The sequence below is a fragment of the Roseovarius ramblicola genome (assembly GCF_042430665.1).
GTDB classification, from domain to species: Bacteria; Pseudomonadota; Alphaproteobacteria; order Rhodobacterales; family Rhodobacteraceae; genus Roseovarius; species Roseovarius ramblicola.
This window is the reverse complement of sequence record NZ_JBHMEC010000011.1, coordinates 39,332-52,478: the sequence shown is the minus strand read 5'-3', so window position 1 is coordinate 52,478 and position 13,147 is coordinate 39,332. Positions and strand designations below refer to the sequence as shown.

Genomic DNA, 13,147 nt, shown 5'->3' with positions numbered 1-13,147 from the left:
TATTCCCGCGCCAATCAAGAGGTGGAGGCCCAATTTGTATACTATTGCACACAATTTGATGGCTGTTACAGCGGCAGATCCCCGATCTCGCGAAACCTTGAATTGGCAGGGGCGGCGTCAGGGCCTAGGTTTGCGGTGTCCGACCACACCGGCCCCGGAGGCGTAAGACCCGATGAAGCGACACCTTCTTTGCAGCCTGGCGGCGGGATGGGCGATGCTCGCCGCGCCGGCACCTGCCGCCGACCGGCCCGTCGTGGTCGAGTTGTTCACCTCGCAGGGCTGCTCGTCCTGCCCGCCCGCCGACGGCTTTTTCGAGCAGCTTGCCGCGCGCGACGACGTGCTGGCGCTGTCGCTGCACGTTGATTACTGGGATTACATCGGCTGGAAGGACACGTTCGGCAGCCCCGCCCACACCGCGCGGCAACGCGGCTATGCCGCGGCGGCGGGGCAGAAGATGGTCTATACCCCGCAGATGGTGGTCAACGGCGAGGATCATGTCGTCGGTTCGCGCTATCGCGATGTGACCGATGTTATCGACAAGCATCTCCATGCGCGTGACAACGGGATCGATGTGACGCTGCGGCGCGAGGGCGGGCAGGTGCATCTGGAGGCGCGCAGCGATCCGCCGCGTGACATGCCGCTGGTGGTGCAATTCGCGCGCTACATGCCGCGAGCCACGGTGCAGATCGGCCGTGGCGAGAATGCCGGGCGAACGATCACTTATACCAATGTCGTGACCGAGCTGGCCAAGGTGGCCGAGTGGGACACGCAGGCGCCGCTGGTGCTCGAAGAGGACTGGCCCGAAAGCGCGCCGCTGGTGGTGCTGCTGCAATACCCCGATCAGGGGACCATCGAGGCGGTGGCGCGTCTGCGCTGAGGGGGGCGTGAATGGCCTGAAGCTGCCATTCGCCACCCACCCCGCGCGGAATCAAGGCGTGCTTGCACGCCGCCGCGCGAGCGGTCATGCCAGAGGCATGCCTCCGGCATGACCCGCCCCCCGGGCGGGCGCTTTTCTACGCCTCAAGTTATTGATAACGCGGGAGTATATGGCACCATAAAGCGCGCCGTTTCATCGTTGGAGCGCCCACCCGCGGTCGGGCCCTCGCGCGGCTCACTGCAATGTCCGCAAAAGGCCAATCACGCGTACCCCGAATGCCCCCTCAGACCCGCGCCGCCTGATCGGCGAGGGCGGTCTTCAGGTCGCCGTAGCCGGTGAAGCGGTATTCGTAGTCGAGCCCGAGGCGGCGCGCACACTCTTCGGCGCGGGCGCGCAGATCGGCGTTGTCGGTCTGCGCCTGATAGACCAGCCTGGTGTAGTTGCCGAAGATCATGTCGCGCAGTTCGGGGTGCCGGTCGAGCCCCATGGGCCGCCATACGAAGGCATCGAATTGCCGCACGAGGAAATCGGTGAGGTAGAAGGCGGTGATCTCGTCGTCGTGCTCGGCAAAGCGGTCCACCCCTTCGAAGAAGGCGTAGCAATGCGGCCCGGCGACCATCTCGACGCCGAGCTCGGCGCATTTCGCCTGCAACAGCCCGCCGGTGCCGCAATCGGCATAGACCACGAAGATGCGCGCGTAGCGGTCGCGGTGTGCCGCGACGGCCTTTTCCACCTCCCCGGTGATCCGTTCTGGATAAAGGTGCAGCTTGGCGGGCAGGCATTGCAGGTCCATGTGGTCCCAGCCGTTGAGCCGTTTGAGCGCCATGATTTCATGGGCGAGCGCGCCGCAGGCGATGAGCAGGATGCGCCCCGCGCCCTCGGGCGGCAGACCCTCGTTGGTCAGCTGATCGTCGCTTGGTTCGCTCATGCGGTCCCTTTCAACGCAAACGGCCCGCACCCCGGGGGCGCGGGCCGTCACGCGTGTCCTGTCCGGTGTCAGCCCGCCGCGAGGGCGTTGTGCTTGCGCGCCATGAAATCCTTGGCCGTCTCGACCGCGACGGCGGCATCGCGGCAATAGGCGTCGGCACCGATGGCGCGACCGAATTCCTCGTTGAGCGGTGCGCCGCCCACGAGAACGACGTAATCATCGCGCTTGCCCTGTTCAATCATCGTGTCGATCACGACCTTCATGTAGGGCATCGTCGTGGTCAGCAGCGCCGACATGCCGAGGATGTCGGGCTCTTCGGTTTCCAGCGCTTCAAGGTAATTCTCGACCGGGTTGTTGATCCCGAGATCGACCACTTCGAAGCCCGCGCCCTCCATCATCATCGACACCAGGTTCTTGCCGATGTCGTGGATGTCGCCCTTGACCGTGCCGATCACCATCTTGCCGACGCGCGGCGCGCCGGTCTCGGCCAGCAGCGGCTTGAGGATGGCCATGCCGCCCTTCATCGCGTTGGCGGCCAGAAGTACCTCGGGGACGAAGAGGATGCCGTCGCGGAAATCCTTGCCGACGATGGTCATGCCGCCGACCAGCGCCTCGGTGAGGATCTTGTAGGGCGCCCAGCCGCGCTCGAGCAGGATGTTGACGCCTTCCTCGATCTCTTCCTTGAGACCGTCATAAAGGTCGTCGAACATCTGCTGGACAAGTTCTTCGTCGTCCAGTTCCGAAAGGATGATCTCGTCTTCTTCGTCGGACATGGGCTGAATCCCTGGCTGTTCTGCGCGTGGCGCGGTGACGTTGCGCCTCTTTCGTCAATTTGCCGCACCGCGACTTTCCGAATTGCGACGCTGCCCGCGCCGCAACCGACCTGTAGCAGCGTTTTGGCCGCAATGGGACTGAAAGATCGGCATCATCATTATCGGACAGTTGCATTTGTTCTCTGTTCGTTCCATTTTGGGGCCATGGAGCACGAACCGACCCTTCCGCCCGATCTGCGCCCGCGCGGGCGCGGCGCCACGAGCAACGCCGCCGGGCGGTTCGAGGCGCATCAGGTGGTCTATGACGGCGACGGCCCCGAGGACGAGGAGCGGGCGCTGCGCACCCATGTCTCGGAGGAACGGGCAGGGCGGGTGATCACCTATAACCGCTCGCCCGATCTGCCGTTCGACCGGTCGATCAACCCGTATCGCGGCTGCGAGCATGGCTGTGTCTATTGCTTCGCACGGCCCACGCATGCGTGGCTCGGCCTGTCGCCGGGGCTCGATTTCGAGACGCGGCTGATCGCGCGGCCCGATGCGCCCGATCGGCTTGAGGCGGAGCTGCGCGCGCGCAGCTACCGCGTGGCCCCCATCGCAATCGGCACCAATACCGATCCCTATCAGCCGATCGAACGGCAATACGGGATCACCCGCGCCTGCCTTGAGGTGCTGTCGCGGTTCAATCATCCGGTGGCGGTGGTGACCAAGGGCACGCTGATCGAGCGCGACATCGACCTGCTGGCCGGCATGGCGGCGCGGGGGCTGGCGAAGGTGGGGGTGTCGGTCACCACGCTCGACGCGGGGCTGGCCCGGAGGCTGGAGCCGCGCGCGCCGTCTCCGGCGCGGCGCTTGGCCATGGTGCGGCGGCTTTCGGAGGCCGGGGTGCCCGTGCGCCTGATGGTCTCGCCGATCATCCCGGCGCTGACCGATCCGGAGATCGAGGCGATCCTCGCGGAGGGGCGCGACGCCGGGGCGGGGGCGGCGAGCTGGATCATGCTGCGGCTGCCGCGCGAGGTGTCAGGGCTGTTTCGCGCGTGGCTGGCGCGGCATTACCCCGACCGCGCGGGCCGGGTGATGAACCGGTTGCGCGAGATGCATGGCGGGCACGACTACGCCGCCGACTGGCACCACCGGATGCGGGGGCAGGGGGTGTATGCGCGGATGATCGCGCGGCGGTTCGACCTGGCGGTGCGACGGCTGGGGCTGGACGCGGCGCAGCCCGGGCTGCGCTGTGACCTGTTCGAGGTGCCGCTGGCGCGCGGGGCGCAGATGGCGTTGTTCTAGAGCGTGCCACTTGGGAAAACGGTCCCCGTCTGCCTCTGGTGCGCACCGGGGTGGCTCGGGCGGAGGTCCGACGGGGGTGATGCGGGGCGGAATCGCCGAAGAGGGGGCAACGTGGAGGTTACGAATGGTCTGGAGGGGACGTGACCTATCCGGTGATGAGCCGTGCGAGCACCAGCCCGCGGGATGGCGATGCAACGGCTGGTCTATCGCGCTTTATGTCGGGGTTCCCGAGTAATATCAGAGCTTTGCGCCAACGTCACCCAATCGCCAGCCCTGTCGGGCGGGCTGGCGCTCGCGCGGCGGCGTGCAAGCACGCCTTGATTCCGCGCGATGCGAGGCAGGCGAATGGCGGGAACAGGCCATTCGTGTCACTCGCTCCGAGCCGCTCGGGTGGCGCGCACCGGGAGGGCGCCGCTTAGGGGACGAGCGCGCCCGCCGCGTGGCTCGCCACCTCAAGCCCGTCGAGATAGAGGATATGCGGTGCCCCGAAATCGAGCTGGCAGAGATCGAGCGCGCCGGTGCCCTCATGGGTGACAAATTCGCCATCGACCAGCCGCGCGGCGGCGACCAGGATTTGTGCCCGGCCAAACAGCGCGTGCGCGCGCCAGTCGCGCAGCAGGATCGGCTGGCAGGCGGGCAGGAGCGCGTCGCGCCCGGGCCGCCGGTGGCCCAGCGATCCGGCGCGGATGCGCACCAGCGGGGTGTGCAGGCGGCGGCGTGTCAGGGCGCGCAGCGTGACCATCCCTGCATCCCGGGTGATGACCCGGTCGCCGGGGCGCAACGCGCCCACCGGACGCTCGCCCGCGGCGGTCAGCAGCAGGCCGACGGCGCACAGGCCAGTTGCGAGGCCAGTTGCGTGGCCAGTCGCGTGATCGGTGACCTGATTTGGGGGACGCGCGGCATCGCTGCCGTCAGGACGCCCGACCGTATCCGGTTTCATGGCGTATCTCGCTCTTTGGCTGCCTCGTTTATTACACACCACAATAGGGCAAGTTACGAGCATTGTCGCGATCTTTTTCGCGCAATGGGTGTGCGGGGTGCATAATTGGGGCTTAAACCGGCCGCCGGTCTTTGCTAGAGGGTGCCATGCCCGCCCGGCGCGGCGGCGCGTGCGGGTGTGGCGGAATTGGTAGACGCACCAGATTTAGGTTCTGGCGGAGCGATCCATGGGGGTTCGAGTCCCTTCACCCGCACCAATTTCACCCGGTAAGTGCCATGTTCTTGCTGCGTTTTCCGGGCGGGTGGTCTGCTTGGTCCGCCATCTGGTCCGCCAGTCTTTCGACAAACTCTTCGAGGTCGCGAACGCGCCAGACCGTCACGCCATCCCAGCGGATCGGCCCGGGGCAGCGGCCCTGGGCGACGCGGGCCCACAATGTGCTTTTGCTGATTCCCAGCATGCGGGCGGCCTCGGGGGCTCGGACGAGGAGGGGCTCGGGCATGGTCGCTTACCTCTCGGGTTTCGGTGGTGGCGGTGAGTTGGGTGCGCTCGCGATCGGCTGGACGCTGGCCCGCGCCGGAGACCCGCGCGCCTTGCGAAACGGGGGCAGGCCCAGCATTTGTCGCAGATCCATGTTGTCGCGGTGCAGCACGATTGCGGTGCCCTGTGCCGCGGCGTAGCCCCTCCGGATGCGGGCGACTGCCTCGGCCTCGAAGTGGCGGCCTTCGGCCTTGAGCCTGCTCTCAACCCGCCGCGCGGCGATCTTTACCTTTTCGCGGTTCTTGTTCATGCGAATGGTCCTTGCTGCGTCTCTGTGGTGGCAGTTCCGCACCGCGAGATCGCGGGTCGCACCACGTCCTCGTCGAGCTTCATCCAGCTCGGCATGATGAAGCCGGTCAGGTCGCCGCGCTCGAAGCGGATGCGATACGGTTTGCCCTCGATGTCGGGGGCTTCGATTCGCAAGCGCTGCTCGTCGTCCTCGATCCTCCGCAGTCTGTCGGGGCAGACCCCGGCGTGGGTGTAGCCCCGAGGGCGATCCTTGGGATTAAGATCACAGGTCATGACCTTGCGCCAATCGGGATAAATATCGGCGGCTGCGATTTCCTCGATCAGGGCGTGCGTGTGCGCCCCCGAGACCTTCCAGGCGAAAGCCGCCACGAACGGCTCGCAGCCCGGCTGCACGCCAAACCGAAGGCGCGAGTCTTTCCACGGGCGGTAGGGCACAAGGTCGCCATCCTCGTCATAGGCCGGGGCAGGTGGCTCGGGCATTGTAAGCCTCACGAGCGCGGGCCGCGGCGCGATCGCAGTCGCGTCCAGCCCCACGAGCATAGTCCATCCGTCCGTCGCGACCAGAAACGCGCCACCCTCGGCGCGCGGCTCGATCATCACCCCCTCGAGATAGGACCGAATTGCCGCCTCAGGATCGAGGGCACGGCGCACGGCCATGAAGAGGGTGGCGTCGAGGTCGAAGTGATCAGCCATGGTCAGGTCCTTTCATGTGGATTTCTTCGAGCGCGCAGAGGTATCGCAGCCCCTTGGGGGTGATCGCGTAGCCCGCCCCGGCCGGGAGGCCGTCATCGGAAAACAGTCCGCGCTGGTATCGGGCAAGGCCTCGATCGGTGAGGTCGCGCCGCAGGGCTCGAGATGGTCCTGCAGCCGCGCCCAGGTGGTCGGGGTGATCTCCCCCCCCCCCGGACAGCCGGTAGGACGGTTTGTCGCTCACCTTCGCCAGCCGCGTCTCGCTGTTCTCCGTCCGGCCCAACGCGCGCAACAGCGCCTCGCCCAAACTTCCGATATGCCTGGTCATCTCGTGCCCCTCCTCAAATCTCGATCTCGCCGTCGATCACCTGGTCCAGCCAGGCGGGCGAGTCGTCGTCGCGCCAGCCGTCGCCGCCGCCCATCTGGCGCAGCACTTCCTCGGCCTCGCGGATCGCGGTCAGGGCGCCGGCCACGTAAGGCCGCGACGAGGAGTCGAGGCTCTGCGGCCACGGCGGGTTGTCGGCGTTGACCTCGAGCGCGCCGTCGCGGCCGCGACAGCCAAGCTCGATCAGGCTGCGCAGGTAGCGGCGCTGCACGAGCACGCCGCTGATGAGCGCAGACTCGGCGGCTGCCAAATTCTCAGATGCCGCCTTCACGGACTTCGCATCCCGACGGCGCAGCACCTCAACGTTTTCGCCAAGCAGGCTGCCCAGCTTGCGCACATCCTCGCGTGGGCCCGTGATCACCACGCGCGGGCGTTCCTCGCTGCCCATCACGGGGATTGTCCCGATCGTCTCGACCATCAGCATTCGCTGTCCTCCAATGCGTTCGCGGGGTCGCACATGCGCGCGACGTTGAGCGTCCACTGCCGCGCGGCGGCGGCTGGGGTGTTCCCGAAGCCGGTGACGCCGATCAGTTCCAGCTGCCACTCCGCCGGGCCACCCGGATCCTCGGGGCCGATCAGCGTTCCGCCATACGCGATCACCGCGATGGTGACGGCGGCGGGCAACCAGGTTTCGTTGATCGCCTCGAACTCGGCGGCGATCTCGGCGCGCACGGTGTTGAGGTCGTCGGGGCTCATGCCGCCATCCCCGCGCAGTCGAGTTCCTTGATCCCCCACTCGCTGATCGTGGCGCGGCGCATCGGGGCGCGGCCCGTCCTGTCGAGCAGGCCCAGCGCATCGAGGCCGCCGATCACGTGGGGCCGGTGTTCTTCGGTGCAGGCGGGGTTCTCGCCCACCCAGCACCAGCCGCGCGCGCCCGAGACCTCGACGAGGCCGCCATGGTTGATCGAGTGATACGCATCGAGCAGCGCGGCGCGCTGGGCATCGTCAAGACGGGTCATTGGCCACCTCCACGGGCATCTGGGCGAGGCGGGTCTGATCGACCGCGTTCCCGCGCTGCGTCATCAGGGCGACCCATGCCAGCCGACGCAGGAGCGGGCGGTGGGCGAACTGTTCGGGGTTGGCGACGACGCGGCGGGCGTCCGATTCGAGCGCGGCGCGCTGGGCGAGAAGGGCGGTCATGATGCACCTCCCGTCAGCTCGGGATCCTCGATCCGGGCACGGCCGAGATCGGTCAGATGCGCCACTCGCTCCGGCCCCCAGAAGTCGATCAGGGAGCGATCCTTGAGGGCGTTCACGGTCCCGGTGGCGTGACAGCCAGAGAACGGGATCGGCTCGCCATCCGCACCGCGCGCCCGGTAGCCGTTGCCGACATGCACCAGCCCGTGCGGCCAGGCATCGGCCAGCGCCATCTTCATGTTGCGGTTCATGCCGCCACCCCGCGCAGAAGCTCGCGGCAGTGGGCGATTTCCTGACGGTTGACCCGTGCCATCTCGGGCAGGCCCACCAATGCGCCGCTTTGCTGCAGCGCCACGCGGTCGCTCAGGCGCGCCCGCACGGTCGCGACCCGCTCCCAATACCCGGCGATCCAGACGCAGTCGTCATCGCCGATGCGGCGGCGCTCGCCGTGTTTCGGTTCCATGGTCTCTAGGGTGGACATGATCGGTCTCCATCGTGGTGATGGGGGCGATCATGGTGGGGGACAACTGTCCCTGTCAATCATAAAAAGAGACAAAAGTCCCTTGGTTTTTCTTGCCGCGCCAGAATCACCCGGCTAGGGTCGGGGCGGGCACCGGGCAATCCGGGCCGGGGAAAGTGCAGTTGAAGAGATGGGAGAAAACGAGATGGAAGAGGAAACCACAGACACCGAGCGGGTCGTGCCCGGCCTCGATATGACCGAGCGCGAGCTGCGCCTGCGGCTGGTGGAGCAGGCCATGCGGCAACCGCCCCCGGACTTTGACGTCAAATGGCTCGCCGGTCAGGCTTTCAATTTCGTGATGGGTCAGTCGGGGCGCAGCCGGTCTGACGGGTAACGGACGGCCTCGATACATTCGGCGTAGATGTCGAGAAGTTCCTTCATCGGCGCGTTGCTGGCTCCCCGGATCGGTTGCGGGGTGTAACCTTTTGATACCAGCGCCAGCAGCGTCAGCTTGAATGCCACCTCCTCCGGGCCGTTGTGCACGATGGTCATGGTTTTGTCGTCTGTCATGGCTGTCTCCTCTCTCGCGGTTTCGGTCAGACCCTCCTGACCAGATCGGCCGGCCAATGCAGGCGCACCGGGGCGGCCCATTTGAGCCGGACACCGTACATCGGCGCGGCGGCGTCGTTGAAGCTGTGCAGGTCAAACGTGCCGGGGTCGCGCCCGGCGCGCACCAGCTTGACCCAGCCCATGCCGTCCGTGTCCTCGCAGACGCAGCGGCGGCCCAGCGCCTCGGATGGCACGCCCTCGTGGGTGTCGCGGGTGTAGAACAGCAGGTCCCCGGCCGAGTAGACCGGCTCCATGCTGTCGCCCGCGATCTCGACCGCGACCACGCCATGCGGGCGCAGCCCCGGCGGGCAGGCCACCTGCGGCCCGTCGCCCTTTTCGTAGGCATCGAAGACCGGCACCTGCGCCCCGGCCCCGACCGTGCCCGCGATGGTGACGGTATCGTGGTGGGATAATCCCACCATTCCGTCGATGAAATCCGACACGTTTACACCGAAGAAATTGGCGATCTTCACCGCGTCATCGACATTTGTAGAGCCTTGGGGGCGCTGTCGGAGCTTCTTGAGTTGTTCGTAGGACACGCCGGTAGAGTCGGCGATTTCCGTCATTGGAACGCCGGTTTTGTCGAGGGCTTGCAAGAACGCATCGCGAAAGGTCGGACTCATGGCATGAAATTACTTTCGTTTGCCAGCGTCCACACCGCGAAATAAGTCCCTTGACCATTGGGGACATAAGTCCCTATCCTGCGAGCATGACAGAGGTAATTTCCGAACTGATCGCCGAGGTCGAGTCGTATTGTGAGTGCGCCGGGATTAAACCCCAGCGCCTTCTTCGTGATGCCTACGGTGGCGGTTGGGGGGTCTGGGACAAGTGGCGATCGAGGGAATCCAGCCCAACCACAGCCGTAGTGGACCGGGTGCGCCGCTACATGCGTGACACCCCACCTGAAAACTACATCGACCGCAAGCGCGGCTCCGGGAGGGCGGCCTAATGCTTTTTGCGCCGAAGTATACGAACAACGAGCCAGCGCACCAGAATGACGGGCAGGCAGAAAACCACGAGCGACGTGAGGGCGAAGGTTATGTTTCCCTCGGCGAACACGAAGCCCAAGGCAATCATTACGCCGGGCGCGAGACCGATCACAAAAACCGCATTCCCCCACGCCCGCGCAGTAGAGCCACGACGCTCCGGCGCGTTGGGCGTTGGTGTCGTGTCTTTGCTCGCAAGGTCGGCCATCGCGGCGGGCTTTCGGCGTTGGGTGGAGCCCGCCAAAAATTCTTGGGCGCTCATCACCTCTCCGTGCTGGTCTATCACCGCCGCAACTCGGTCGGATCGGAACGTTCTCTCCGCCTGCCTGCCGTGGCACCAACCCGTGATCGTGGTATAGCCGGATTTCTTCGCGGTTCGGTAAACATCCACTGTGCGACGGGTCTCTATGCCGTCTGCGTCTGCGTATTCCAGCGTCACAGTTATCGGCTTTGGAAAATGTGGCACGAGGGACCCCACCAGAATCGACCGAGACTCTCCTATTCAACGGGAAGTTGCTTTGCGTGTCGAGCCTTGATCTCGGGGAGGGCATAGATGAACGCCCAGGCCCCCTCGGTCGTGATCTATGTGAACGGTGCGTCATGCGCCGATCCTGGCACGGGCGGGGGCGGACAGTCGGTCGGGGAGTTGTCCGCGCATCAGCTGGTCGAGGCGACGCAACTGCGCCGCCGGTTCGACCCGCACAAGGTGCACCGGCAGTTCCCGGAGCGGTGGCAGCGCTACATCCGGTCGCAATACCGGTCGCTCGCCCATGTCTGCCAGGTGTTCGACGTGAGCGAAAAGACCGCCAGAAACTGGTGGAACGGAACCACCGGCGCGGTGGGCGGCCACGTGGCGGTGGCCGTGCAGGAGCACCCGGTCGAGGCCCCGCGCATGCTGTTCGCGGCAGAGTAGGGGGCGGGAATGCCGAGAGAGCCGACCCGCGAGAGCGACGAGCGCCTGCTGAGGGTGCTGGACGCCCGCCGCCGCGGCGTGCCGCTGCGCGCGGTGGCCGAGGCTGAGGGGCTGAGCGTCGGCTACCTGGGCAAGATGCTCACGGCGGTGCGCGACGACGACGCCGCGCATGTCGATCCGGCCCATCGCCGGGCGGTCTTTCGGTCCTATTCGAAAGGAGGCGCGCCATGTCCGGAGGCGTGATTTTCAGGGCGCTGCGGCACCTCGGGCGCGCGCTGGGCGCGGCGCTGCGGCGGGTGTTCTCGCCGTTCGCGTGGCGGGATGTGCGCGCGACGCAGGCGTGGGTCTATCAGGAGAACGCCCTGACCGGGGACAGGCGGGCGGTGCACCTGGGCGGCGGGTATGCGGCGCTCGATATCGGCTGGCTGCGCGGCGCGCAGGGGAGGGGGACGGTGTTCGGATCGTTCTCCAGAGTCGACGTCACGCCGCGCGGCAGCGAGTGAGGCGCGGACTTTTGTCCGCATGAATGTCCGTCCGGATGTCCGGGCGGCTGGGGCAGAGCAGAAGGGGCGGCAGGATGACGATGGCTACATTCGACATCGCGGTGCAGGATCGGGGGCTGCGCGGCGCGGAGCGGCTTGCCTACATGGGCATCGGCGACAATGACGGGGTAGCCACGGATGTTGCGGTCGCACAGTGGGCAAACGAGACGCAATCGGATGCGTGCGAGATAATACTCGCGCTTTGCGAAAAGGGCTATCTCATCGAGCGCGAAATTAACGGCGCGACCGCCCTGTGCTGCCCCCGCATGCGCGCCATCATCGACGAGCGCGACACGCCCCGGCCCGTTGCGGCCGAGGATCGCCCAGCCCCCGTTCCGCCGTCGGTGCGCGCGTGGGTGATGGAGCGCGACAACTGGCGCTGTCACTACTGCGGGACGGATCAGAACCTGACAATCGACCACAAGGTTCCCCGCTCGCAGGGCGGCACGAACGATCGCGAGAACCTCATCACCGCCTGCAAGACGTGCAACTGCGCCAAGGGGACGAAGTCCTACGATGATTTCCTGGCATACCGTGAGGGACAGGCGTCATGAGCAACGTGGCTGCAGGGCTGGTGCAGCGGCGGCGCACGGGCGGCCCCTCGACGAAGGCGGTTCTGACCTTCATGGCAACATGCGCCTCGGATGACGGCTCGGGCATCTGGACGTCCAAGACGAACATGGCCGCCGATCTCGAGATGAGCAAGCGCACGGTGCAGCGCGCCGTGCAGGACCTGTGCGATGCTGGCCTGGTGTCGGAGTGCGGCCGCAAGAAATGCCGCAACGGGTACACCGTCGAGTATCGGATCGATCTGGCCGCGGTCGAGAAATTGCCGCTCACACGAGAGGAAAAGGCCGGAAATCAGCCCGGATCGACGGGTGACACAGTGACACCCGTCAGAAGTCCGGACACAACATCTAGGGGTGACACCCTGTCACCCGTGACACCATGTCACCCGACAGGTGACACAGTGACACCCCAAGGGGTGACACAGTGTCACCCAAATAGTACTGGAATAGTCCCTGAATCCATTGCGGCGGTGCCCGCCGCACAACAACTAGATATGGGGGGGGGCGATGATCCCGATATCCCCGACATCGTCGCCCGGTTCCTCGCCGCCTACCCGAGGGCCGGGGATGCCGGAAAGGTCGAGGCGGGGCTGCGTGCGGCCATCGCCTCGGGCGTCGATCCCGAGACGGTCATCGCCGCCGCCCGTGCCCATGCCCACGAGCAGAAGGGCAACGCCCAGCGCTACATCGCCTACCCCGAGAACTGGCTCGACCGGCGCGGCTGGGAGCGTCACACGGCTCGGCTCCAAAACACCGGCCATGATCCCGACGCCCGCCTCCGGAGCGCGGCGGAGCTGATCGAGAGCGGCAATCCGGCGCTGTGCCGGCACGTCACCGCCGTGACGGCGCGCGAGCTGCTGCATCGCGGGATGGTCACGGCGGAGCAGTGTCGCGCAGCGGAGGTGCAGCCATGAGCCGCGACGGATCGGACCGGGTCATGTTCGGGCGTGTCGGCCTCGAGGTGCACCGCGCCCGTGGCCATGTCGTGATCCACACCTTTCGTCGCGGGCCGACCGGCCCGGTGACGCATTGCTTCCGCCTGCACGGGCTCGACGAGATCACCGGGGCGCTTTCGGTTTGGGAGGGCGCACGCGGCGAGGGGGCGCCCGACATGCGCGCGGCCCTGCGGTTCGCCGCGGACGCGTTGGCAGCGCCGGAGGGCCGGTCGCGATGAGGGACAGAACAATACCAGACGCCGGAGGGCATGACGGGTCGGCAACTGCATCGATCCGGGTTTCCTTCCCCCGCCTCCGGGCGGGGCCGAAAAA

General features: G+C 66.6%; 25 protein-coding genes and 1 tRNA gene. 10 read left to right on the top strand and 16 right to left on the bottom strand.

Annotated features, from left to right (window positions below):
- Positions 1 to 172: 172 nt before the first annotated feature.
- On the top strand, positions 173 to 877 hold the full coding sequence (locus ACFFU4_RS07385; RefSeq protein ID WP_377068616.1) for a DUF1223 domain-containing protein: 705 nt from the start codon (positions 173 to 175) through the stop codon (positions 875 to 877).
- A 283-nt stretch (positions 878 to 1,160) separates the two neighbouring features.
- Here ACFFU4_RS07385 and ACFFU4_RS07380 read toward each other — a convergent pair whose 3' ends face one another.
- Positions 1,161 to 1,805: a DUF1638 domain-containing protein gene (locus ACFFU4_RS07380; RefSeq protein ID WP_377068614.1), complete on the bottom strand. Its 645-nt coding sequence runs from the start codon at positions 1,803 to 1,805 to the stop codon at positions 1,161 to 1,163.
- A 68-nt stretch (positions 1,806 to 1,873) separates the two neighbouring features.
- Entirely contained in the window at positions 1,874 to 2,578 is a 705-nt protein-coding gene (locus tag ACFFU4_RS07375; protein WP_377068612.1) for a cobalamin B12-binding domain-containing protein, read from the bottom strand.
- Between the two features lie 204 nt (positions 2,579 to 2,782).
- Here ACFFU4_RS07375 and ACFFU4_RS07370 point away from each other — a divergent pair, with 204 nt between their 5' ends.
- Positions 2,783 to 3,862 (top strand): PA0069 family radical SAM protein, encoded by a 1,080-nt coding sequence (locus tag ACFFU4_RS07370; protein ID WP_377068610.1) that lies wholly within the window; start codon positions 2,783 to 2,785, stop codon positions 3,860 to 3,862.
- A 415-nt stretch (positions 3,863 to 4,277) separates the two neighbouring features.
- On the opposite strand, the gene ACFFU4_RS07365 is transcribed toward ACFFU4_RS07370, so the two are convergent.
- Positions 4,278 to 4,802, bottom strand: a complete 525-nt coding sequence (locus ACFFU4_RS07365; RefSeq protein ID WP_377068608.1) for a Hint domain-containing protein — start codon at positions 4,800 to 4,802, stop codon at positions 4,278 to 4,280.
- 171 nt (positions 4,803 to 4,973) lie between these two features.
- Between ACFFU4_RS07365 and ACFFU4_RS07360 the strand changes: the two genes are divergently transcribed.
- Positions 4,974 to 5,058: transfer RNA gene (locus ACFFU4_RS07360), tRNA-Leu, on the top strand.
- A gap of 3 nt (positions 5,059 to 5,061) precedes the next feature.
- Here ACFFU4_RS07360 and ACFFU4_RS07355 read toward each other — a convergent pair.
- The 10 genes from ACFFU4_RS07355 to ACFFU4_RS07310 are packed head-to-tail and all read right to left on the bottom strand — an operon-like array spanning position 5,062 to position 8,281.
- On the bottom strand, positions 5,062 to 5,301 hold the full coding sequence (locus ACFFU4_RS07355; RefSeq protein ID WP_377068606.1) for a helix-turn-helix transcriptional regulator: 240 nt from the start codon (positions 5,299 to 5,301) through the stop codon (positions 5,062 to 5,064).
- Positions 5,302 to 5,307: 6 nt separating this feature from the next.
- On the bottom strand, positions 5,308 to 5,589 hold the full coding sequence (locus tag ACFFU4_RS07350) for a hypothetical protein (RefSeq protein WP_377068604.1): 282 nt from the start codon (positions 5,587 to 5,589) through the stop codon (positions 5,308 to 5,310).
- Complete coding sequence (locus ACFFU4_RS07345; RefSeq protein WP_377068602.1) at positions 5,586 to 6,281, bottom strand: hypothetical protein; 696 nt, start codon at positions 6,279 to 6,281, stop codon at positions 5,586 to 5,588. The genes ACFFU4_RS07350 and ACFFU4_RS07345 overlap by 4 nt, the downstream gene beginning before the upstream one ends.
- Positions 6,274 to 6,606: a hypothetical protein gene (locus tag ACFFU4_RS07340; RefSeq protein WP_377068600.1), complete on the bottom strand. Its 333-nt coding sequence runs from the start codon at positions 6,604 to 6,606 to the stop codon at positions 6,274 to 6,276. The genes ACFFU4_RS07345 and ACFFU4_RS07340 overlap by 8 nt, the downstream gene beginning before the upstream one ends.
- Positions 6,607 to 6,619: 13 nt before the next feature.
- A complete protein-coding gene (locus tag ACFFU4_RS07335; RefSeq protein WP_377068598.1) occupies positions 6,620 to 7,087 on the bottom strand; it encodes a hypothetical protein in 468 nt (155 codons plus the stop codon).
- Positions 7,081 to 7,359: a hypothetical protein gene (locus ACFFU4_RS07330; RefSeq protein WP_377068596.1), complete on the bottom strand. Its 279-nt coding sequence runs from the start codon at positions 7,357 to 7,359 to the stop codon at positions 7,081 to 7,083. The genes ACFFU4_RS07335 and ACFFU4_RS07330 overlap by 7 nt, the downstream gene beginning before the upstream one ends.
- Complete coding sequence (locus tag ACFFU4_RS07325; protein ID WP_377068594.1) at positions 7,356 to 7,622, bottom strand: hypothetical protein; 267 nt, start codon at positions 7,620 to 7,622, stop codon at positions 7,356 to 7,358. The genes ACFFU4_RS07330 and ACFFU4_RS07325 overlap by 4 nt, the downstream gene beginning before the upstream one ends.
- A complete protein-coding gene (locus ACFFU4_RS07320) occupies positions 7,609 to 7,803 on the bottom strand; it encodes a hypothetical protein (protein ID WP_377068592.1) in 195 nt (64 codons plus the stop codon). Before ACFFU4_RS07320 ends, ACFFU4_RS07325 begins: the two co-directional genes overlap by 14 nt.
- Positions 7,800 to 8,051, bottom strand: a complete 252-nt coding sequence (locus tag ACFFU4_RS07315) for a hypothetical protein (RefSeq protein WP_377068590.1) — start codon at positions 8,049 to 8,051, stop codon at positions 7,800 to 7,802. Before ACFFU4_RS07315 ends, ACFFU4_RS07320 begins: the two co-directional genes overlap by 4 nt.
- Positions 8,048 to 8,281, bottom strand: a complete 234-nt coding sequence (locus tag ACFFU4_RS07310) for a hypothetical protein (protein WP_377068588.1) — start codon at positions 8,279 to 8,281, stop codon at positions 8,048 to 8,050. The genes ACFFU4_RS07315 and ACFFU4_RS07310 overlap by 4 nt, the downstream gene beginning before the upstream one ends.
- A 184-nt stretch (positions 8,282 to 8,465) precedes the next feature.
- Between ACFFU4_RS07310 and ACFFU4_RS07305 the strand changes: the two genes are divergently transcribed.
- Positions 8,466 to 8,654, top strand: a complete 189-nt coding sequence (locus tag ACFFU4_RS07305) for a hypothetical protein (RefSeq protein ID WP_377068586.1) — start codon at positions 8,466 to 8,468, stop codon at positions 8,652 to 8,654.
- Here ACFFU4_RS07305 and ACFFU4_RS07300 read toward each other — a convergent pair.
- The 3 genes from ACFFU4_RS07300 to ACFFU4_RS18375 all read right to left on the bottom strand — a co-directional run bounded on the left by ACFFU4_RS07300 (position 8,624) and on the right by ACFFU4_RS18375 (position 10,294).
- Positions 8,624 to 8,830, bottom strand: coding sequence for a hypothetical protein (locus ACFFU4_RS07300; protein WP_377068584.1), 207 nt, complete (start codon positions 8,828 to 8,830; stop codon positions 8,624 to 8,626). The two genes, ACFFU4_RS07305 and ACFFU4_RS07300, sit on opposite strands and share 31 nt — an antisense overlap.
- A gap of 26 nt (positions 8,831 to 8,856) precedes the next feature.
- A complete protein-coding gene (locus ACFFU4_RS07295; protein WP_377068582.1) occupies positions 8,857 to 9,435 on the bottom strand; it encodes a S24 family peptidase in 579 nt (192 codons plus the stop codon).
- A 379-nt stretch (positions 9,436 to 9,814) separates the two neighbouring features.
- The gene (locus ACFFU4_RS18375; protein WP_512700571.1) at positions 9,815 to 10,294 is read right to left on the bottom strand and encodes a WYL domain-containing protein; all 480 of its coding nucleotides are present in this window, start codon (positions 10,292 to 10,294) and stop codon (positions 9,815 to 9,817) included.
- Positions 10,295 to 10,408: 114 nt separating this feature from the next.
- On the opposite strand from ACFFU4_RS18375, the gene ACFFU4_RS07280 reads away from it, so the two are divergent.
- From ACFFU4_RS07280 to ACFFU4_RS07255, 6 genes are read left to right on the top strand one after another with little or no spacing between them, the layout of a single operon-like run.
- Positions 10,409 to 10,768: a hypothetical protein gene (locus ACFFU4_RS07280; RefSeq protein ID WP_377068580.1), complete on the top strand. Its 360-nt coding sequence runs from the start codon at positions 10,409 to 10,411 to the stop codon at positions 10,766 to 10,768.
- A 9-nt stretch (positions 10,769 to 10,777) separates the two neighbouring features.
- Positions 10,778 to 11,011: a hypothetical protein gene (locus tag ACFFU4_RS07275; protein ID WP_377068578.1), complete on the top strand. Its 234-nt coding sequence runs from the start codon at positions 10,778 to 10,780 to the stop codon at positions 11,009 to 11,011.
- Positions 10,996 to 11,271, top strand: coding sequence for a hypothetical protein (locus tag ACFFU4_RS07270; RefSeq protein WP_377068576.1), 276 nt, complete (start codon positions 10,996 to 10,998; stop codon positions 11,269 to 11,271). Before ACFFU4_RS07275 ends, ACFFU4_RS07270 begins: the two co-directional genes overlap by 16 nt.
- Before the next feature lie 35 nt (positions 11,272 to 11,306).
- The gene (locus ACFFU4_RS07265) at positions 11,307 to 11,864 is read left to right on the top strand and encodes an HNH endonuclease (protein WP_377068574.1); all 558 of its coding nucleotides are present in this window, start codon (positions 11,307 to 11,309) and stop codon (positions 11,862 to 11,864) included.
- Positions 11,861 to 12,793 (top strand): helix-turn-helix domain-containing protein, encoded by a 933-nt coding sequence (locus tag ACFFU4_RS07260; protein ID WP_377068572.1) that lies wholly within the window; start codon positions 11,861 to 11,863, stop codon positions 12,791 to 12,793. The genes ACFFU4_RS07265 and ACFFU4_RS07260 overlap by 4 nt, the downstream gene beginning before the upstream one ends.
- Positions 12,790 to 13,053: a hypothetical protein gene (locus tag ACFFU4_RS07255; RefSeq protein ID WP_377068570.1), complete on the top strand. Its 264-nt coding sequence runs from the start codon at positions 12,790 to 12,792 to the stop codon at positions 13,051 to 13,053. The genes ACFFU4_RS07260 and ACFFU4_RS07255 overlap by 4 nt, the downstream gene beginning before the upstream one ends.
- Positions 13,054 to 13,147 lie beyond the last annotated feature (94 nt).

Excerpts from the sequence above, each read along its gene's own strand:
- ACFFU4_RS07385 (WP_377068616.1), top strand. The coding sequence starts at position 173 with ATGAAGCGACACCTTCTTTGCAGCCTGGCGGCGGGATGGGCGATGCTC.
- ACFFU4_RS07380 (WP_377068614.1), bottom strand. The coding sequence starts at position 1,805 with ATGAGCGAACCAAGCGACGATCAGCTGACCAACGAGGGTCTGCCGCCC.
- ACFFU4_RS07375 (WP_377068612.1), bottom strand. The coding sequence starts at position 2,578 with ATGTCCGACGAAGAAGACGAGATCATCCTTTCGGAACTGGACGACGAA.
- ACFFU4_RS07370 (WP_377068610.1), top strand. The coding sequence starts at position 2,783 with ATGGAGCACGAACCGACCCTTCCGCCCGATCTGCGCCCGCGCGGGCGC.
- ACFFU4_RS07365 (WP_377068608.1), bottom strand. The coding sequence starts at position 4,802 with ATGAAACCGGATACGGTCGGGCGTCCTGACGGCAGCGATGCCGCGCGT.
- ACFFU4_RS07355 (WP_377068606.1), bottom strand. The coding sequence starts at position 5,301 with ATGCCCGAGCCCCTCCTCGTCCGAGCCCCCGAGGCCGCCCGCATGCTG.
- ACFFU4_RS07350 (WP_377068604.1), bottom strand. The coding sequence starts at position 5,589 with ATGAACAAGAACCGCGAAAAGGTAAAGATCGCCGCGCGGCGGGTTGAG.
- ACFFU4_RS07345 (WP_377068602.1), bottom strand. The coding sequence starts at position 6,281 with ATGGCTGATCACTTCGACCTCGACGCCACCCTCTTCATGGCCGTGCGC.
- ACFFU4_RS07340 (WP_377068600.1), bottom strand. The coding sequence starts at position 6,606 with ATGACCAGGCATATCGGAAGTTTGGGCGAGGCGCTGTTGCGCGCGTTG.
- ACFFU4_RS07335 (WP_377068598.1), bottom strand. The coding sequence starts at position 7,087 with ATGCTGATGGTCGAGACGATCGGGACAATCCCCGTGATGGGCAGCGAG.
- ACFFU4_RS07330 (WP_377068596.1), bottom strand. The coding sequence starts at position 7,359 with ATGAGCCCCGACGACCTCAACACCGTGCGCGCCGAGATCGCCGCCGAG.
- ACFFU4_RS07325 (WP_377068594.1), bottom strand. The coding sequence starts at position 7,622 with ATGACCCGTCTTGACGATGCCCAGCGCGCCGCGCTGCTCGATGCGTAT.
- ACFFU4_RS07320 (WP_377068592.1), bottom strand. The coding sequence starts at position 7,803 with ATGACCGCCCTTCTCGCCCAGCGCGCCGCGCTCGAATCGGACGCCCGC.
- ACFFU4_RS07315 (WP_377068590.1), bottom strand. The coding sequence starts at position 8,051 with ATGAACCGCAACATGAAGATGGCGCTGGCCGATGCCTGGCCGCACGGG.
- ACFFU4_RS07310 (WP_377068588.1), bottom strand. The coding sequence starts at position 8,281 with ATGTCCACCCTAGAGACCATGGAACCGAAACACGGCGAGCGCCGCCGC.
- ACFFU4_RS07305 (WP_377068586.1), top strand. The coding sequence starts at position 8,466 with ATGGAAGAGGAAACCACAGACACCGAGCGGGTCGTGCCCGGCCTCGAT.
- ACFFU4_RS07300 (WP_377068584.1), bottom strand. The coding sequence starts at position 8,830 with ATGACAGACGACAAAACCATGACCATCGTGCACAACGGCCCGGAGGAG.
- ACFFU4_RS07295 (WP_377068582.1), bottom strand. The coding sequence starts at position 9,435 with ATGACGGAAATCGCCGACTCTACCGGCGTGTCCTACGAACAACTCAAG.
- ACFFU4_RS07280 (WP_377068580.1), top strand. The coding sequence starts at position 10,409 with ATGAACGCCCAGGCCCCCTCGGTCGTGATCTATGTGAACGGTGCGTCA.
- ACFFU4_RS07275 (WP_377068578.1), top strand. The coding sequence starts at position 10,778 with ATGCCGAGAGAGCCGACCCGCGAGAGCGACGAGCGCCTGCTGAGGGTG.
- ACFFU4_RS07270 (WP_377068576.1), top strand. The coding sequence starts at position 10,996 with ATGTCCGGAGGCGTGATTTTCAGGGCGCTGCGGCACCTCGGGCGCGCG.
- ACFFU4_RS07265 (WP_377068574.1), top strand. The coding sequence starts at position 11,307 with ATGTCCGGGCGGCTGGGGCAGAGCAGAAGGGGCGGCAGGATGACGATG.
- ACFFU4_RS07260 (WP_377068572.1), top strand. The coding sequence starts at position 11,861 with ATGAGCAACGTGGCTGCAGGGCTGGTGCAGCGGCGGCGCACGGGCGGC.
- ACFFU4_RS07255 (WP_377068570.1), top strand. The coding sequence starts at position 12,790 with ATGAGCCGCGACGGATCGGACCGGGTCATGTTCGGGCGTGTCGGCCTC.